The 16326-nt window shown below is 57.9% G+C and carries 16 protein-coding genes; 6 read left to right on the plus strand and 10 right to left on the minus strand.

The features are described 5' to 3' along the window. Positions 1–112: 112 nt before the first annotated feature. Entirely contained in the window at positions 113–718 is a 606-nt protein-coding gene (gene phaR / locus RIB87_RS04465; RefSeq protein ID WP_350143930.1) for a polyhydroxyalkanoate synthesis repressor PhaR, read from the plus strand. 18 nt (positions 719–736) lie between these two features. Here phaR and RIB87_RS04470 read toward each other — a convergent pair whose 3' ends face one another. The 6 genes from RIB87_RS04470 to RIB87_RS04495 form a co-directional block, all read right to left on the minus strand. Then, entirely contained in the window at positions 737–2518 is a 1782-nt protein-coding gene (locus RIB87_RS04470; RefSeq protein ID WP_350143932.1) for a sensor domain-containing protein, read from the minus strand. Between the two features lie 534 nt (positions 2519–3052). Beyond that, the gene (gene ggt, locus RIB87_RS04475; protein WP_350143935.1) at positions 3053–4639 is read right to left on the minus strand and encodes a gamma-glutamyltransferase; all 1587 of its coding nucleotides are present in this window, start codon (positions 4637–4639) and stop codon (positions 3053–3055) included. A 5-nt stretch (positions 4640–4644) separates the two neighbouring features. Further along, a complete protein-coding gene (locus RIB87_RS04480; RefSeq protein WP_350143937.1) occupies positions 4645–5250 on the minus strand; it encodes a hypothetical protein in 606 nt (201 codons plus the stop codon). Further along, a complete protein-coding gene (locus RIB87_RS04485; protein WP_350143939.1) occupies positions 5243–5599 on the minus strand; it encodes a hypothetical protein in 357 nt (118 codons plus the stop codon). Before RIB87_RS04485 ends, RIB87_RS04480 begins: the two co-directional genes overlap by 8 nt. Positions 5600–5663: 64 nt before the next feature. Beyond that, the gene (locus RIB87_RS04490) at positions 5664–6473 is read right to left on the minus strand and encodes an enoyl-CoA hydratase/isomerase family protein (RefSeq protein ID WP_350143941.1); all 810 of its coding nucleotides are present in this window, start codon (positions 6471–6473) and stop codon (positions 5664–5666) included. A 24-nt stretch (positions 6474–6497) separates the two neighbouring features. Then, positions 6498–7325, minus strand: coding sequence for an SDR family oxidoreductase (locus RIB87_RS04495; protein ID WP_350143943.1), 828 nt, complete (start codon positions 7323–7325; stop codon positions 6498–6500). Between the two features lie 130 nt (positions 7326–7455). Between RIB87_RS04495 and pabB the strand changes: the two genes are divergently transcribed. Genes pabB through RIB87_RS04510 form a run of 3 tightly spaced genes read left to right on the plus strand, consistent with a single transcriptional unit; the run spans position 7456 to position 10360 of the window. Continuing rightward, positions 7456–8901, plus strand: coding sequence for an aminodeoxychorismate synthase component I (pabB, locus tag RIB87_RS04500; RefSeq protein ID WP_350143945.1), 1446 nt, complete (start codon positions 7456–7458; stop codon positions 8899–8901). After that, a complete protein-coding gene (locus tag RIB87_RS04505) occupies positions 8898–9512 on the plus strand; it encodes an anthranilate synthase component II (protein WP_350143947.1) in 615 nt (204 codons plus the stop codon). Before pabB ends, RIB87_RS04505 begins: the two co-directional genes overlap by 4 nt. Then, the gene (locus RIB87_RS04510) at positions 9509–10360 is read left to right on the plus strand and encodes an aminotransferase class IV (protein WP_350143949.1); all 852 of its coding nucleotides are present in this window, start codon (positions 9509–9511) and stop codon (positions 10358–10360) included. The genes RIB87_RS04505 and RIB87_RS04510 overlap by 4 nt, the downstream gene beginning before the upstream one ends. Before the next feature lie 20 nt (positions 10361–10380). On the opposite strand, the gene RIB87_RS04515 is transcribed toward RIB87_RS04510, so the two are convergent. Beyond that, on the minus strand, positions 10381–10773 hold the full coding sequence (locus tag RIB87_RS04515; protein ID WP_350143951.1) for a hypothetical protein: 393 nt from the start codon (positions 10771–10773) through the stop codon (positions 10381–10383). A gap of 277 nt (positions 10774–11050) precedes the next feature. Continuing rightward, entirely contained in the window at positions 11051–11236 is a 186-nt protein-coding gene (gene rpmF, locus RIB87_RS04520) for a 50S ribosomal protein L32 (RefSeq protein ID WP_350145565.1), read from the minus strand. A 280-nt stretch (positions 11237–11516) separates the two neighbouring features. On the opposite strand from rpmF, the gene asnB reads away from it, so the two are divergent. Together asnB and RIB87_RS04530 are read left to right on the plus strand one after the other, a co-directional pair. Further along, positions 11517–13448, plus strand: coding sequence for an asparagine synthase (glutamine-hydrolyzing) (gene asnB / locus RIB87_RS04525; RefSeq protein WP_350143953.1), 1932 nt, complete (start codon positions 11517–11519; stop codon positions 13446–13448). Next, a complete protein-coding gene (locus RIB87_RS04530; RefSeq protein WP_350143955.1) occupies positions 13439–14611 on the plus strand; it encodes a glycosyltransferase family 4 protein in 1173 nt (390 codons plus the stop codon). The genes asnB and RIB87_RS04530 overlap by 10 nt, the downstream gene beginning before the upstream one ends. 6 nt (positions 14612–14617) lie before the next feature. Here RIB87_RS04530 and RIB87_RS04535 read toward each other — a convergent pair whose 3' ends face one another. Both RIB87_RS04535 and RIB87_RS04540 read right to left on the minus strand, forming a co-directional pair. After that, positions 14618–15745 carry a DegT/DnrJ/EryC1/StrS family aminotransferase gene (locus RIB87_RS04535; RefSeq protein ID WP_350143957.1) on the minus strand — a complete coding sequence of 376 codons (1128 nt, stop codon included), beginning with the start codon at positions 15743–15745 and terminating at the stop codon, positions 14618–14620. Beyond that, positions 15742–16323 carry an acyltransferase gene (locus tag RIB87_RS04540; RefSeq protein ID WP_350143960.1) on the minus strand — a complete coding sequence of 194 codons (582 nt, stop codon included), beginning with the start codon at positions 16321–16323 and terminating at the stop codon, positions 15742–15744. Before RIB87_RS04540 ends, RIB87_RS04535 begins: the two co-directional genes overlap by 4 nt. Positions 16324–16326 lie beyond the last annotated feature (3 nt).

Here is a 16326-nt window from a genome sequence, read left to right on the forward strand (position 1 = left end):
GCGCATTGCAGCATGGCTACGCGACAATACCTGCTCAGTTTTTGCAATGACTCGGAAACCGGCTCAACGCCGTTCCGCGCAGGGCACCTCAAACCGACGGAAGCGTGACAACGTGGCTAAGAAGCGGTCCTCCGGCGATGAGCCGATCACCATCAAGAAATATGCAAACCGCCGTCTCTACAACACGGCGACATCGAGTTATGTGACGCTCGATCACCTGTCTGAGATGGTGAAACAAAATCAGGATTTTGTGGTGGTGGATGCCAAATCCGGCGACGACATCACACGCTCCGTTCTGACCCAGATCATTTTTGAGGAAGAGGCGAAAGGCGACCAGAACCTGCTGCCGATACGCTTCATGCGACAACTCATCAAGTATTACGGTGACAGTATGCAGGGCGTCGTGCCCGGGTTTCTTGAGATGAGTCTGGAGAACTTTTCCAAGGAGCAAGAGCGCGTGCGTAACCGCATTGCAAGTGCTGTTGGCGAAGACCGAATTGCAGCGATCGAAGAACAGGTGCGCGATAACATCACAGCGCTTGAAAACGCTGTGCGCAGCATCAACCCTTTTTCATCGGCAGACCAGCCCGCCCGGCCCTCGGCAGCCAAGAAGGCGTCGGCTGATGATGAGGCGGAGCAGGAAATTGAAGACCTGCAAAAACAGGTTCAGGAAATGCAGCGTCAGCTCGACGCTTTGTCGCGTAAAAAGAAGAAGTAGCAGCGACCTGGTCCAGCGTTATGCTGTCTCGCGCGCCGCCGCAGCATTCCCCCAAACAGGGGCCATCGTCGGCTCACCCAGATAGAAGCCCTGAAGATACTCCACGCCATAAGCGCGCAGCAACGTGACTTCGTCTTCGTTACCAACCCACTCAGCCACCACCGGCAGGCCGAAATTCTTGGCAAGGTGGACAAGCGTCTGCACAAACAACTGATCGTCGCGACTGCGCACAAGCCCCTTCACGAACGACCCGTCGATCTTGACCATGTCCACGTCCAGTGCCTTCAGGTTGCGGAACGACGTATAACCCGCACCAAAGTCATCAATTGCCACACGGCACCCAAGATCACGCAGTTCGCGCACAAAGCGGGCAGATTCTTCAAGCTCATGCAGCGCGACGGTTTCAGTGATCTCGACAATCAAACGCGGTGCAATATCAATATGGTCACGCACATAGCCGGTCATGCTTTCAAGCCACGATCGATCTACGGCGGTCATGCCTGAGACATTCATAGCCAGATGCACATCAGGGTTTTCTGTCAGTGTCCTGACCGTAAGCTCAAGTACGCGGTGGTCGATCAGGCGCACCAGGCCCAGCTTCTCGGCGACGGAAATAAATGCCCCCGCAGATACAACCTCACCATCCGGCTTCACCATCCGCAGAAGGCACTCGTGAAGGTCAGCCTGGCCTGTTTTGGCAGAGACAATCGGCTGATAGGCCAGCTTCATTCGGTCTTCATTCAACGCGGCAACAATTTGGTCGGCAAGCTGGATGTTACGACGTCGGCTGGATTCACGCTGCTCAGACAACTGATAGATAGTGTATGCACCGCGCCGCGTGGACTTGGCTGCGTCCAGCGTTTCTTCCGCGCGCGCAAGAGCCTCGGTTGCGTTGCGGGCGCAGCGCGGCAGCGCCACACACCCGATGGAGACACTTGCAGATACAGGACCCGAGCCTGTTTCAATAACGGTTTCCCGCACCGCGCGCATCAGGCGCTCAGCAGTGTAGGCCATTTCGTCCTCGCCACAGTTGGCAAGAACCACGCCGAACTTGTTGCCGGCAACGCGGCCCAGCGTATCGCTTTGGCGCAATTGTTCCTTGAGACGGCGGGAAACGGCAACAATCACCTGATCCGCCACGTCAAAACCATAGGCGTCATTGATCATCGCCAGATTGTCGATGCCCGCCATCATGAAGGCCGAAGCGCGATCAAAACGCTCACAATAAGCAATGGTTTGAGAGAGAGTTTCGCGCAGCTTGGTGCGGTTGATGTTACCGGTCAGTTCATCAAACGATGCCAGATAGGTGAGATGGCGTTCGCGGTGTTTGCGCGCCGTGATGTTGCGTACGGTGCCAACAACACGACCGGGGCGGCCATTGTCACCCAAAAACCAGGCACCAGTGTCTTCGACCCATACAGCTTCGTCGCTTCCCGGTGGGACAACCACATATTCACAACTAAAATTGACGCCCTCACCGCGATCTGTCTTGTCGCTGGTCATCACCGTATCGTAGCGCGATACCCCTGCTTCGGGATCGACATGACGCGCATAGCCGCGCCCTGAAGAGAAATCGTAAGCGGTGTTGACCTGAACGGCATCGACACCAAAGACGCGATGCACCGCGCCGCTCCACATGAGTGTGTCAGTTGCAATGTTCCACTCGTAAATGGCAATACCGGCCAGCCCCAAAGCCTGAGCCTCGGCATTCGCGGCCGCGCCTGTAGTGCCGGATGCACCGGCAGCGCTGATTGAAGCGGCCACAGCATTTCTTGCTTGGTGCTCTGCGGTATCACGCATTTTTCTTTTCACGCCCCTGCAATTTCACCCGCACACACCACCGAACCGTTCTGGTCGACGGAAGATCGAGCGACATTTGTGCAAACTGACATGGAGCAATTAAAAAAGACGAAACGCAGACCAATTGGCCTCACGGCTTCCACACGAAATGCATTAACCAACGCACCCGCAGATGCAGGAAACGACTGGCACTGACCTTGCTCTTTAAGGGTCATGAAGATTGGCCGCACCAGATTTGTTCACCTGCCGCACCGCGTGCCTGTCGTCGCGCGCGCGCCGGAAACTGATGCAAATCCTCAACAACTCACCGTTCTTGACGCTGGAAAAACCAACTCGCCAACTCGCCATACGCCGGCACGTTCCGATGCTGCGCGTGTTCTATGGCGGGAAATCCCAAATTGGCACAGTTTGCCCAGCGACCCGCACTCGGCCCTTAAAACAGGTGCGCGCGCCTACGCCCGCGCAACAAACCTGCACACTGCATCGGCTTCCGGACTGATCGCCAATAGAGTTGCCTAAGCAGCACCTGAAAGCTCAATAGCCCAGCGCTGCACCGTCCTTGCGTGGGTCGGAGCCACCGGCAAGCGTACCTTCTTCCCAGTTGATGCAAATGCCCTGACCGCCACCATAAGGTGGGACGGCCTGCACCAGTGTATGACCACGGGCAGCCAAGCCCTCCAGTGTCTTGTCCGGCAAACCTTTTTCGTGGGTCAGCGCGCCGTTCTCGGTCAAAAAGCGGGGAAAGTCGATGGCCTCCTGAATATCCATACCGAAATCGAGCATGTTCATCACAACCTGCGCATGACCCATCGGCTGGTAATGCCCGCCCATCACGCCAAACGGCATGACTGCGCGTCCGTCCTTCACCAGCATTGCGGGAATGATCGTGTGCATCGGACGCTTGCCCGGTGCGATGCAGTTGGGGTGCCCGTCCTGCAACACGAAGCCCGCCCCACGGTTTTGAAAAACCACGCCCGTTGCTTCATCCGCGATGCATGAGCCAAAGCCCTGAAACAGTGAATTGATGAACGACACAGCATTGCGATCTTTGTCCACAACGGTGAGGTAGGTTGTGTCTTTGTGCGGGTTGTCCTGCGCAGGCGGCAGGTCGGCGGTGCTGTTGGGATCTATTTCGCCTGCCAGCGCGTCGGCGAACCTGTCCGACAACAAATGCTCCACCGGCACATGGGCATGATCCATGTCGGCCACATACATATCGCGCGCGGCATAGGCACGGCGGGCAGCTTCGATCTGCAGATGCACGCGCGCATCACTGAGGGGGTCAAGGTTTTCAATGCCCAGCCTCGCCAGAATGTTGAGCATGATAAGCGCCGTAATGCCTTGCCCGTTTGGCGGTATCTCAAGCACCTGGTGGCCGCGATAGGGTGTAAAGATGGGCGTCACATAATCAGCGTGAGTTGCGGAAAAGTCGTCCATTGTTTGCAGCCCACCTTTGGCCTGCAACGTGGCCACCATACGCTCCGCCACCTCGCCTTCGTAAAAACCTGCCCGTCCCTTTTCAGCAATCGCGCGCAAGGTCCGTCCAAGTGCAGGGCTCGTCCATTTGCTGCCAATCGCCGGCGCCCTGCCGTCTTTGAGATAGAGCGCTGCGATATCCGGGTCAGCTTTGAGCTGCGGCACCAAAAACATCCAGTCGATGGCAATGCGCGGCGACAAGGCAAAGCCTTGCTCGGCCAGGTCGATGGCTGGTGCCAGCACTTCATCCATGCCCAGCGTGCCGTGGTCAGACAAAAGCCGCGCCCAGGCATCAACGGCGCCGGGTATCGTAATTGAGTGAACAGATGTTGCACCGATCTCGGTCATGCCCTGCCGAGTAAAATAGTCCCGGTTTGCTGCGGCAGGCGCCCGACCAGAGCCGTTAATCCCCACCACGTCACCGGATCCGCGCGGTGCAAAGAGCGCAAAACAATCGCCACCGATGCCGGTCATCATTGGCTCAACCACACACAGCACTGCGCTGGCCGCAATGGCTGCATCCACCGCGTTGCCGCCGCGTTTCATGATGTCGATGGCAGCCAGAGATGCTTGCGGGTGTGATGACGCGCACATGCCGTTGAGGCTATGAACAGTGGATCGACCCGGAAGCTGAAAATCGCGCAACGGCTCTAGCTCCCCTTGCTACTGGCAGCGCCCCGCGCATTGATGACCTGCACAAGCGACAGCAGACCGATCGCAAGCGCCAGATGGCCTACATCGGTGCGGGAAAGACCAAGCCCCGGCGCAATGCGCATCAACAGCGCAGGCAACAACGCGAACGACAGCGCTGCTGCAATAAGCCAAATTGAGGCGCGCGGAAAATCCTCAAACTTCCAGGCTGCAAGGCCGGTCATCCCGATCAGGACGACAATCTGTACAAGCGCTGCGAAATGTATCTGATCTGTCAGCACGGCAACGATGTAAACAACAACCGGTATAGCCAGCCCGACAGTCGCCCAGCGCTCCGGCACCGGCCTCACAAGATGCGACACAGCACCAATCAGGATCGTTCCCATCCCTACAGAAATACAAAACAGCATCACCGTCACATAGACTGGCTCTACCACCGGCAAGAAAAGACGCAGACACGCGAACAAACCAGCCGCTGCAAAACTCAACAGCCCAACAAGCCAGAAAATCTGTCCGGCCACGGACGACATACGGATCTGCATGACAGCGTAAATGCCTGCCCCCAGAAAAAGCCCGGCGAAAACGGCGGGGACCATATTACCCATCTGCATGTCCTTTATCTGTGTCCGGCATTGATTGTGCGAAGCGCGTCTCCAGTACCAATGACTTTACGTCTGCCACCGCCCGCTCCAACTTTTCAAGACGGTGCGCTATGTCGTCGAGGCGCGCAAGCACAGCAGTTGCATCGCCCAAATCCGGAATTGAGTGCGTATCCGGCGGTATCGGGGTCGAGACGCCCGCATGAGTCGCCACATCTTCCACAGGCGTTTCAAGGAAAACTGCCATGGAACGCACCTCGTCCGGCGACAGCTCGCGCTGGTCTTTCCATATAGCGGCCAGGTCCACCAGCGGCAGACCCATTGCTTCCGCCAACTCATTCGGCGTGCGGCCCAACTCCGCTAGTCTCCCGGAAAACCATTGCTGATCGAAAAAGAGCGCCATATTCCGAGCTGAGTACCTATCGTCCTTTAAAAACGGCCGGTCGCTTCTCCAGAAAACTCGCGACGCCTTCCGCGTGGTCTTCAGTCTGAAACAGCCTTCCCAGCGTACCTGACACCCAGCCGCCCAGCGCCTGATAATCCTGTGCTGCGGACCGTCGCAAACCTTCTTTCATGAAGCGCAAGGCCAATGGTGCATTCTCGGCAATGCGAGCGGCCAAAGCGTTGGCTTCATCCATAAGGGTGTCGTGCGGAACGACCCGACTGAGAAGGCCGATGCGTTCTGCTTCCGTTGCATCGACGACATCGCCGGTGAACAAGAGTTCTGCAGCCTTCGACGGACCGACAAGTGCCGGCAACCGGCAAAGCCCCCCAATGTCTGAAATGAGGCCTCGTTTTATAAATATCTCACCCATCTGCGCCCGATCAGATCCGATGCGAATATCCGCAAACAAAGCCAGTTCCATACCCCAGCCAACAGCCGGCCCATTGACGGCAGCAATTACCGGGCGGTCACATTCAAGTACAGCCATGGCGGCAGGTGTTGGCGCTGGCCGGACGGACGTAAGGCGGGCAATGCTGGCGTCCTTCTGATCGCCGGTCATCATCTCTTTCACATCTTCGCCCGCGCAAAAGGCTGGGTCTGCCCCGGTGATGATGACGCAGCGCACATCCGGGTCTGCCTGTGCCACCCTGAACGCTGCTTCCAGCTCATCGTAAGCTGTGCGATTGAGGGCATTACGCCGCTGCGGACGGTTCAGCATCACGGTCGCCACATGGCTGGCGACCGTGTACTGAACCGTTTCAAAGGAATCGATACTGCCGGGCATGACGGTTTTCCTGCAGAGCTTGCGTCAACGCGTAAAATCAGGAATCTGATCGCCCAGTTCGCCGATGGCATCACCACGAGCAGACCCAAGAGCGGTGCCGCCATCACAGTCAACAATGGCGCCGGTCACGTAGCGCGCAGCATCACTCGACAACCACATACAGGTCTCGGCGATATCTGTTTTTGTGCCATAGCCGCGCAACGCAACGCCTTCGGTCACAGCCTTTTCCGCCTCCGGTGTCGGAGCCAGACGGCGCATTCCTTCGGTATCAGCAATCGGGCCTGGCGACACAGCGTTCACCCGCACACCGCCGGGGCCCCATTCAAGCGCCAGGCACTTAACCAGCATATTGATGCCTGCCTTCGCCGCACACACATGCGCCTGAAACATGGCCGGGTTCACAGCCTGCGGGGCGGTAATCGCCACCAGCGATGCGCCAGAGCGCTTGAGGTAGGGGAAGCAGGCACGCAACACATGGAATGTGCCGATGAGATCGATATCCACCACCACCTTGAAGCCGTTGGACGACATGCCAAGCGCCGGCGCCACAAAGTTGCCGGCAGCCCCTGACAGCACAAAGTCAATCTCGCCATATTCGTCGCGGGTCTTGCGCAGCGCCTTGTCCACGCTTTCAAAGTCGCGCACATCACACGCCATGCCGAAGGCTGTGCCGCCTTCATCCGTGATGGATTTGACCGCATCCTGAATCTTCTCGTGGCTGCGCGAAATCAACACAACCTTGGCGCCTTCTCTGGCAAACCGCTGCGCAACGCCTAAATTGATGCCAGAGGACGCCCCGGCAAAAAACGCAACTTTGTCTTTCAGCAGATTGTCCTTGAATACGTCGCTCATATGTCTCGTCTCCCGATTGTTTCGCGCGTCGCTGCCATGTGCCAGATAGGCCCGCCTCGCGCGCCCAAATGCGATAGTGTTCGCTTTGCACCAAAGCAACTGCGCCCACGTAAAGCAAGCTGATCGAAGGATGAAACACCTGTCCGCAGCCCCTCCCCAAGGCACTGTCTCGTCGGCCCCACACACGCCTACAACCGTGTGCGAGCACGTGCGGGCGGCGGCAGGACTGACACCGGCCGATATCTTCGCCGGACTTTCAGCGCAGCCCTATGCACAACTGCTGGACTGGCAGCAAAGTGGTGGCGTCGCCTATGTGCTTGCCGACCCTGCGGAAATCATTACCGTCACGTTGGACGAGGCCAACCCGGATGACCCCGGCGGCGCATTCAGGCGACTTGACCGCACCCTGGCGCGGTGGGGTGCATCAAATGGATTTGTGCCGGGCGGCACGCCGGTACCGTTCTCAGGGGGCGCTGTGGGCATGTTTGCCTACGAATTGGCGCATGACCTGGAAAAACTGCCTCGGTATCCCGAAATGGCTCCAGAAACACCGCTCATGACCGTTGGGTTGTACGATGCCGTTGCAGCATTCCCTGCGACCACTGGAGGAGAAGCGCCATACGCTCTGCTGCTCTCGCCGTGGGACACAGCCGCAACCCGCGCGAAACGCGCGCAGCTCAGGCACCTGATTGAGACCACCAAAGCCGCACCCACACCAAGTCAGATCGCATGTGCGCCACCCAAAGCAACCGTTACGCCCGACGCGTATCGCGCCGCTGTCGGGCGGGTTCGTGAGATGATACACGCAGGCGACATTTTTCAGGCGAACCTGTCACAGCGCTTTGAGACATCTCTGCCCGATGGCCTGACACCGTTCGATATATATCAGCGTCTTTGCAGCGACGGTACAGCTCCGTTTGCGTCATATCTGACGCTCGACGACAGCACACTCGTATCATCATCGCCGGAGCGTTTCGTGAGCATCACGCCTGAAGGCGCGGTTCGCACCGAACCCATCAAGGGAACACGCCCACGCGGTCGCACACCCGCCGAAGACGAAAGGCTGGCACGCGACCTTGAAGCCAGCGACAAAGACCGCTCTGAAAACGTGATGATCGTTGATCTGCTGCGCAATGATTTGTCGCGCACCTGCGCGGATCACTCGGTAAAAGTTGAAGCGCTATGTGAACTGCAGTCTTTCAACAACGTGCATCACCTTGTTTCGGTCGTAACGGGCAGTCTTCTGCCTGACGCCACATCTTTGGACTGTCTGGCAGCGTGCTTTCCCGGCGGCTCAATCACGGGCGCTCCTAAAGTGCGGGCGATGGAGATAATCCATGATGAAGAACCACACCCGCGCGGCGCGTATTGCGGCGCCATCGGGTTTGTCGGCCTTGACGGCGCAATGGATACATCCATTTCTATCCGTACGCTGACGTTTTCCAATAACCTGATAACATATAGTGTTGGGGGTGGAATCGTTGCGGACAGCAATCCGGCGGAGGAGTATGACGAGACGATTACCAAGGCCAGCGCCATCCGCAAGGCACTTACGCTCAGCGACCCGACACAATGATTTTGATAATCGATAACTACGACAGCTTCGTTTTTAACCTGGCTCGCTATCTGCGAGAATTGGGTGCTGCTGTTGACATAGTCCGCAATGACAAATTGACCGTTGCTGAGGCACTCGCACGTAAGCCAGAGGCCATAGTCATTTCTCCTGGCCCGTGTGGACCGGCGACGGCAGGAATATCAACAGCGCTGGCAAAAAGCGCTGTCGCACAGCGCATTCCGTTTCTGGGCGTTTGCCTTGGCCACCAATGCCTGGTCACCGCATGTGGTGGAACCATAGAACGCGCGGATGCCCCTGCCCATGGCCGCGCCTTTGATGTAACCCATAATCGCACAGGGCTTTTTAACGGCCTTCCAGCGCCCCTGACCGTCGGGCGATATCATTCGCTTGTCGCTGGCGGCGATATGCCTTTGGAGCTTGAGGTGACAGCAACGTTGTCGCAGAACGGCACCACGGTGATGGCAGTAGCCCACAAAACAGCTCCCGCGTTTGGTGTTCAGTTTCACCCCGAAAGCATTCTGACCGTTCATGGCCACGACCTGCTGCGCAATTTTTTGACGATCGCAAAAACCAACGGCAAGAAAAATGATGAGGCACGCGGCGGGTCATGACAGCACAGCGCATCTGGTTCAACGGCAAGCTGGCTCCGGCAAGCGAAACCTGTATCACGCCGAATGATCGCGGGCTGCTGCTGGGCGATGGACTGTTTGAAACACTGCTGGCACTGAACGGACGGATCATCCGCCTTGACCGCCACATCGCGCGGCTGGCGGAAGGTGCTGCCGTAATGAAAATCCCATTGCCCTATGAAACGCGGACCCTGCGCACGGCGGCCCGCGAAACCCTCGAGGCAAACGGCCTGATCGACGTACCACGCGCAAGCCTGCGCATAACACTTACCCGCGGCCCCTCAGAACGCGGCCTTGCCCTTCCCGCAACACCCAGACCCAGCCTGATGATTACCGCCGCAAAGGCGGCGCCCCCGCCGAAAGGGCTGACGCTCATTACAAGCACCGTCAAAAAACCTGCCGCGAGCCCGGCAAGCTCCCTTAAGACCCTCAACTATACTGACCATGTGATGGCACGTCTCGAAGCCGATGCAGCGGGTATGGATGATGCACTGATGCTGACGACATCTGGCGGCATTGCATGTAGCACGATCGGCAATGTGTTTGCGGTAACGCGTGAGGGCCTTGTGACACCCGCCGCCGACGGGGCGATCCGCGCCGGCATCACCCGCGCTGATGTGCTCGACGCTGCGCGACAACATCACATGAGCGTCGCCGAAACCGAAGTCACATCGCACATGCTCCAGGCAGCCAACGAGATTTTTTTGACCAACAGCCTGTGGGGCATCTGCCCGGTGACGGGTCTTGACGGCGCAACAAAAGTCTCAGGCCCTGTCACAAAAAAACTCGCCCAGGCGCTGGATGCAGCCTGGGCGAGCGACTTGGTGTAAACGCGGTAATAGCGCCGTGGTTATTCGCCGACCGCAAAGTCACGACGCGCGGTTGTGATGGTAACCGAGAATCCGGCCACCACATCAACCAACGCCAGCATTGTGATGAAGAAGAATGTGGACGTTGCCGCTTCGGGCACGATGATGAACTGAATGATACACAGCACAAATACCAGCATCGACAGGCCGTGATTGATGATCGAGGTCTGAGACGTGCCTGTAGCCCGCACAATCTCGATGAACAGCAACACAAGGCCAACGACCAGGAACAGGTCAGAGACCGTGAAGGTCCATACGGCGCCTGACACCATGTCGAGCGAGAAAAGCTGTGTCGCCAGGTCCGGCCCGGTGATGAACACAACAATATTGTAGCCAATGAGTAGAAGCAGAAGCAGTGGAATAATTGAAAACATCTGGGTCGTCCCCCGGATCCGTTAGGCGGCAGGCGCCGGGCAACTCACACCCGCACGACACCACCGGCACACTGTTAAAAGGCCCCTGCAGCGATACCTACCACATGAACCGCAACTCCCTCGCGTAATTGCAGTATCTAGAGTTAAAATGAGGCACAGCCGTGACGCGGCAGCATCACCCATGAAACAAGGAACAAAACAAGAAAAAGGGGCCCCGAAAGACCCCTTTGATAGCGTTGCAGGCACCAAGCTGGCAGAAATCTGCCAAAAACACTGACTAGGCGTCGTCTTTTGGCTCAAGCACCTGACGACCGCGATACATGCCGCTTTTCAGGTCGATGTGGTGCGGGCGGTGAAGTTCGCCGGAATCAGGGTTTTCGACGTATGCAGGCTGCTCAAGAGCATGATGGCTCCGACGCCAGCCGCGCCGGGCTTTGGTGACTTTACTTTTGGGGACCGCCATGGGTACTTCCCTCTTGGATGTGTCGCGCCCGCCTGACCCCGGGAAAAACCGGGTCATGACCACGCGCCAAAGATCAAAAACGTCGCGGCCCGATCCACTGAAACAGCGTCGGGCCACATGCAAGTCGCGAGGATATACATGAAGACGCTGGTGAGCGCAAAGGGCAAATGACAGGTCCATGCCCGCAGTCTAGTTTACCCCTTGCACAGCCAAGCTGGGCTATGTCTTGCTCACTTTCCCCGTCCGCCCGTATTCAGGGTGCGCCAGCCGGAGCAAACCAATGTGCGGCCTAGCCGGGCATATTCACCTGGGCGCAGGTCCACCGAAGCTTGATCCGGAGGCCGCTGCTGCGATGACGCAGCGCATGTGCTCGATGCTTGCCCATCGCGGCCCTGATGGTCACGGGCAATGGGCTGACAGTGCGGCAGGTATCCATCTGGGTCACCAACGCCTGTCGATCATTGATTTATCGCCCACCGGCGCGCAACCCATGCATTCCGCCAGCAGACGCTACACCATTGCGTACAACGGCGAGATATATGGCTTTGCGAACCTTGCCCGCACGTTAGAGCGGGAAGGCGCGCGTTTTGTCGGCACATCGGACACCGAGGTTCTGCTCGCAGCGATTGAAGTCTGGGGCCTCAAGGACGCACTTACGCGCATCAACGGCATGTTTGCGTTTGCCTTGTGGGACAGGCACACAGCCACGCTCTCGTTTGCCCGCGACCGCGCCGGAAAAAAGCCACTCTACATAGCCCGCGTGCCAACAGGTCTGGTCTTTGCGTCAGAGCTTGGACCGCTTATTCAGCATTCTGGACTCGACAAGACGCTGAACCACGACGCAGTGGCAATGTACATGCGGTACTATGCCGTGCCCGCCCCACACACGATTTTCGCCAATGCCTGGAAGCTGCCGCCCGCCAGCCTCTGGAGCTTTTCGCCCGCGTCCCCCCCCGACGACATTGGTCAGGAGATAGCACAGGCTTCGCGCTACTGGTCTGCCGAAGATGTCGCCCGGTCCGGCCAGTCAAACGCTGAACCACAGACCGTTGCCAATGTGGAAAAAGCTTTGAGTGCCGCTGTGGCTGAACGGCTGGTCTCGGATGTTCCGCTGGGTGCCTTCTTGTCAGGGGGAATTGATTCTACCTGCGTAGTGGCTCTCATGGGCGATCATGCAGCGCGAAAAGTGGACACATTCACCATCGGCTTTCATGAAGACGGCTACGATGAGGCCGGTCATGCACGTGCGGTCGCAAAAGCGCTTGGGACTGATCATCATGAGCACTACCTGACAGGTGCCGAGGCGCGCGATGTCATTCCCGCTTTGCCCGACATCTATTCAGAACCGTTTGCCGATTCATCGCAAATACCCACCTTTCTCATCAGCCGCTTTGCACGCCAGCATGTAACAGTCGCTCTGTCAGGCGATGGCGGTGACGAGGTTTTTGGCGGCTACAACCGGCATATCTATGCACAACGCCTGTCCGGCGCGCTGGCACGCCTGCCCCAGCCCCTGCGCTCAACGCTGGCACGACTGGCAATGCGCCTGCCGCCTGATACATGGGATACGCTGCTGCGCCCGCTTGGCCAGCCCCAGGCGGGGGACAGAGTCCATAAACTTGCTGGCGCCCTGGCAACGCACGACGCAGACGAGCTGTATCAGCACCTGCAATCCATATGGCCTGATCCGCACGTCCTTGTGCCAGGCGCAAAGCACACAGCCGTCCATACCAATGGTCGATCACTCGGCTCGCTGGCCTCAGACATGATGCTGCAGGATTTTGAGCATTACCTGCCGACAGACCCGCTCCACAAGGTGGACCGCGCGTCTATGGCTGTCAGTCTCGAAGTACGTTCGCCGCTGCTGGACATGCGGGTGGTGGAAGCTGCATGGGCGTTGCCCGAGCACCAGAAAATACATCATGGTCAAGGAAAATGGCCGCTGCGCCAGATTATCGCGCGGCGATTGCCTGCTTCCATGATGCAACGTCCCAAGCAGGGATTTGGCGTGCCAATGGGCGATTGGTTACGTGGCCCCTTGCGTGGCTGGGCCGAAAACCTGCTGACGGCAGACCGATTGGGTGAAGCGGGCATCCTCAACCCTGACCCGGTGCGATCTGCATGGGAGAAACACCTTTCGGGACGTGAGAACCTTAGCGCCAGACTGTGGACCGTTTTGATGTTCCAAGCGTGGCGGCAAAAATGGCTATGACACACATCGCTACAACACCCAAGGATGGACGTCCGCGCCTATTGATGGTTGCCAACGAGCTTCAGTCGTTCTTCAACCATCGCTTGCCACAGGCACGCGCCGCCAAGGCTGCGGGTTATGATGTTCATGTTGCCATGCAAGATGCCGTGGATGCCCGCGCCCGCGACACCGACGCCCTGACATTTCATTCTCTGCCCCTCGCACGCGGTTTCGCCAATCCGGCACATGAAATGCGGGCACTGCTGAGGCTGAACACGCTGGTAAAAACACTCAGTCCACAGATTATTCATGCCTACACTTTGAAGCCTGTGCTTTATGCCGGTCTCGTTTCGCGGTGGCAGAACATTCCGCTGGCGGCCTCCGTCACTGGCGTGGGGTCGTTCTTTCTGGGCACATCGCCACGCGACAAGCTGATCCAAAAAGTATTGATGCCAGCGCTGCGTTTGGCTCTTGCGGGGCGCCGGCCATGTATTGCAATTGTACAAAACCCGGACGACGAGACCCTTGTTACTCGACAGCTTGGTGTGGGTGAGGCAAATGCGGTTCGCATCAAGGGGTCGGGCGTGGACCTTACTGTCTTTTCTCCCGCCGAAAGTACGCCACCTCCCCCGGTCCGCGTGGTACTGGCGGCCCGCCTGCTTGCCGACAAGGGCGTAAATGAGTTTGCCGCAGCGGCCCGCATGTTGAAGGCGCAGGGTGTAGACGCCGACTTTATTCTGGCAGGCACCCCTGATCCTGAGAACAGATCATCCATCCCGCAACAAACAATCATTGATTGGGTCAACAGGTGCAGCGTTCGCTGGCCAGGGCATGTGGATGATATGGCAGTGCTATACCGAGGTGCCCACATCGCATGTCTGCCCTCTTATCGGGAGGGGCTGCCAAAGGCGCTTCTTGAAGCTGCTGCCTGTGGATTGCCGATTGTCACAACCGATGTGCCAGGCTGCCGCGACGCCATTATTGACGGGCAAACCGGAACCATGGTGCCCGCGCGTGATGCCCAAGCGCTGGCGACCGCTTTGCGAACCCTTATCGAAGATCCTGACCTGCGTGCACGCTATGGAAAGGCCGGACGTGCGTTTGTTGCCAACGGATTTTCTGTCGAGACAATTACCCAACAAACACTCGAGACATATGAGCGATTGCGGGCACCACGCGCATAATTATCACTACGCGCCAAGCGCCCGGCGAACTGAAGCGATGACACGGTCCTGGGTTTCCTCGTCCAGATATGGGTGCATCGGCAAGCTCAGTACTTCCTCGGCCAATCGGTCAGACACAGGCACACCGCCAGGACCGGTGGGATAATGCTTGTAGGCTGTCTGCGCGTTAAGCGGCACCGGATAATAAACCTGCGTCGGCACGCCGTCACGGGCACATGCATCGCGCACGGCCTCCCGGTTTTGAACTTTCAGCGTATACTGCGCCCAGGCTGACCGAGCGGCATTCCCCACAAACGGCACCTCAGCAATATCTGACAGCGCCTGATTATACCTGTCCGCCACACGCTGCCGCGCCAGAAGCTCATCCTCAAAAATTGCCAGTTTCTCAATCAGGATTGCCGCCTGAAGCGTATCAAGCCTGCCATTCATCCCGATACGCACATTGTCATACCGGTCCTTGCCCGCTCCGTGGTTTCGCAACGAGCGCAGTTCATGGGCAAGGTTTTCGTCTTCGGTAAAAATGGCACCGCCGTCCCCGTAGCAACCAAGTGGTTTGGCAGGGAAAAAGCTGGTCGTTGATGCGTCCCCCAGCTTGCCAGCGCGCACCCCGTGAAGACTGCCTCCAAATCCTTGCGCGGCATCAGCCATCAAAAACAGCCCCTCCGCCTCGCAGATACTACGCAAGGCGGGATAGTCCGCTGGCTGGCCAAACAGATCAACCGCTATCACACAGGCTGGTTTGAGGCCTTTTCTGCGCGCATCTGCAATCGAAGCTTCAAGATGCTGCGGGTCCATATTAAATGTGCACGGGTCAACATCGACAAAGACCGGCGTCGCCCCCAGCCATGCCACAACCTCTCCTGTTGCAATGAAGGTAAAGGCAGGCACGAACACAGCATCACCAGGCCGCAACCTGCGCGCCATCAGGACGAGGCCAAGAGCATCCGTCCCGTTCGCACAACCGATCACGTTGCTGGCCCCACAAAAATCAGCCAGGGCGGCCTCACACTCAGCCACTTCAGGCCCGTTAATGTATTGACCATGGTCCAGTACGCGCGCGATGGCTGCATCTATTCTGTCGCGGATACGGTCCTGCTGCGCCTTAAGATCAATAAACGCAATCTCGCCACTCATTCAGTGATTTCCTCAAGCTGGTCAGCTCCGGTTTCACGGTAGCGTCGGCCTTCACGCGGGCACACAAGATCCACCCCGAGTTTCTCACCCGCATGGCTCATCCAGCCTATGCGACGGGCGGGCACACCTACCATTAGCGCAAACGGAGGCACATCGCGGTTTATGAGCGTTGCAGCACCCACAAACGCATATTCGCCAATGGTCGCACCACACACGATTGTACAGTTCGCTCCCAGAGTCGCTCCGCGCTTGACTAACGTTGCACGGAACTCATCCTTGCGCTCAACCTCGGCGCGCGGATTGTAAACGTTGGTAAACACCATGCTGGGTCCGCAGAACACTCCATCTTCAAGCGTGACGCCATCAAAAACCGATACGTTGTTCTGGATTTTGACCTTGTCGCCGATCACAACCTGATTGCCGACGAAAACATTCTGGCCGATCGAGCAGTCTGAACCGATGCGCGCACCGCCTGAAACATGGACGAAATGCCAAATGCGGGTGCCGTCACCCACCTGCGCCCCTTCGTCCACATAAGCAGATTCGTGAAAGAACGGCGGCTTTTTGTCAGCAGCCATTTC

The sequence above is a fragment of the Pyruvatibacter sp. genome (assembly GCF_040219635.1).
In the GTDB taxonomy this organism is placed as follows: domain Bacteria; phylum Pseudomonadota; class Alphaproteobacteria; order CGMCC-115125; family CGMCC-115125; genus Pyruvatibacter.